General features: G+C 68.0%; 2 protein-coding genes and 1 pseudogene. 2 read left to right on the top strand and 1 reads right to left on the bottom strand.

Translation table 11 applies throughout. The features are described 5' to 3' along the window. A pseudogene (locus FVW20_RS14105) lies at positions 1-192 on the top strand (butyrate kinase); the annotation flags it as partial. A 253-nt stretch (positions 193-445) separates the two neighbouring features. After that, positions 446-1,006, top strand: coding sequence for a TetR/AcrR family transcriptional regulator (locus FVW20_RS14100; protein ID WP_196610112.1), 561 nt, complete (start codon positions 446-448; stop codon positions 1,004-1,006). A 259-nt stretch (positions 1,007-1,265) separates the two neighbouring features. Here the strand turns inward: FVW20_RS14100 and FVW20_RS14095 are convergent. Then, a partial coding sequence (locus tag FVW20_RS14095; protein WP_196610111.1) for a DUF4139 domain-containing protein occupies positions 1,266-1,811 on the bottom strand: 546 nt, incomplete at its 5' end.

Below are 1,811 nucleotides of genomic sequence, written 5' to 3'. Positions count from 1 at the left end.
CCGCCGCGCATCGCGGGGGTGGTGCTGACGGGCGGCATGGCCCGTAGCGCCCGGCTGACGGAGCGGCTGCGCCAGCGGCTGCAATGGCTGGCCCCGGTGGTGGTGCTGCCCGAGGTGGAAGAGATGCACGCCCTGGCATCGGGCGTGTTGCGGGTGCTGCGCGGCCAGGAGCTGCCCGGCGACTACATCTGAAGGGTACTGCTGCTGCTGCTGCCTGCCCCGACGGGGCGCTTCTGGCCTTGCCGTTGCCGGGCCGCATTGCGTCACCCGGCCCGATGCATTCTGGCCGGTCCGCGGGATGGCCGTTATTCGGCATGCGCGGCGACCCCGCGCAAATTCCCGTGCTTGACGCCGCCTGTGGGAACGTGTCTATGATGTGCCGCGCAACGCGCGTTCCGCACCTTTCGCTCCCTTTGCGGCGGACGCACCCAGAAAAGAGGCACGCATGGCATCCTCCAAGGACCTGATTCTCGAAAACGCCCGCACCCTGTTTGCCGCCAACGGCTTCAAGGGCACCACCATCGCGCAGATCGCCAAGACGTCCAACGTGACGGACGCGGCCATCTACCGGCACTATCGTTCCAAGCAGCAAGTGTTCGACGTCATCGTCGATACCTATCTGGAAGAGTACCGGAAGCTGATGGCGACCATCAAGGAACGGCAGAAGAGCGGCTACTGCCTGCTGGAAACGCTGATCCTCGACCATTGCGGATTCATCGACAAGCGCCTGACCGACACCCGGGTGCTGCTGAACACCTATACCACCATTCCCAGCGCCCGTGCGGTAATGGACGCGATGTCCACCAGCCTGTTCCAGACCGTGGAGGCCTGCCTGATCCGGGGCATCCGCGACGGCACGGTGCGCGACGACATCGACGTGCCTGATACGGCGCGCATCGTCGGCATCCTGCTGCTGGGGCTGAACCGCCACCGCATCTTCTGGCCGGAAACGCCCGACCTCGCGCGCGGGGTGGTAGCCTTCTGCCAGCGCAGCATCAAGAGCTGACCGGTCAGTTTGCGGCCTGGCATGGGGATGCGGCCTGGCCGCGCCGGGCATGCCGCGTTGACGCCTCTCCCCCGTACCCTTCGATTTTTGCCTTGGGCAAACGAAACGGCCCGTCCTGAAGGACGGGCCGTCGTCATTTGCGGGGTGGGGCGACCGGGCTGTTTTCCGCGCGTCCGGCACCAGCGGATCCGGCACCAGCGGATCCGGCGTCGGTGACGAAGGCGGTCCGGTGAACGAAAGGGCCGCAGGTATGCCGTGCCTACCTGCCGTCGTCCAGCCGCATGTCCGCCGGGGCCGTGGCCCGCACCGTGTGCCGGATGACGGCGGTGGTGCGCGGCGCCACGTCCAGGTTCCACACCAGATGGTGGTTTTCCGTGGCGGGCCTGGGGTCCGATTCCACGCTGAGGTTGATGGCCGTGTCGCGCGGCTGGGGTTGCGCGTCTTCAACGCGCACGGACGCCGGCGTGGCGCGCCGGTTGGCCACCTTGATGGTCCAGGCCCAGGTGCGGGTCTGCTGCTTGTTCACCAGCCCTTCGCGCCCGCTCTTGCGTTCGTCCAGGTGCATGGTGGCGGACACCATGGGGTCGCTGCCGAAAAAGATGTCGGCCTTGTCCTCGGCCAGGCTGAAGGTGGCGCTGCCCACGCTGGCCCCGTCGGCCACGTACAGCGCCTCGCCCGTGGGATAGTGGCGCGGTTCGGGCAGCGTGACGGAGGCGGTAAGGAAGGCGCGCGGGTCTGCCGCAGGGCGCACGGTGTGCCGGAAGGCGGCGGGCCATGTTTCGCCGCGCAGGGCCACGCGGGCGCT

Source organism: Nitratidesulfovibrio oxamicus (assembly GCF_015731765.1).
GTDB lineage: Bacteria > Desulfobacterota > Desulfovibrionia > Desulfovibrionales > Desulfovibrionaceae > Cupidesulfovibrio > Cupidesulfovibrio oxamicus.
This window is presented reverse-complemented; position numbering and strand designations above follow the sequence as displayed.

Bases quoted from the DNA above. Each gene is read 5' to 3' on its own strand.
- FVW20_RS14100 (WP_196610112.1), top strand. From the start codon at position 446: ATGGCATCCTCCAAGGACCTGATTCTCGAAAACGCCCGCACCCTGTTT.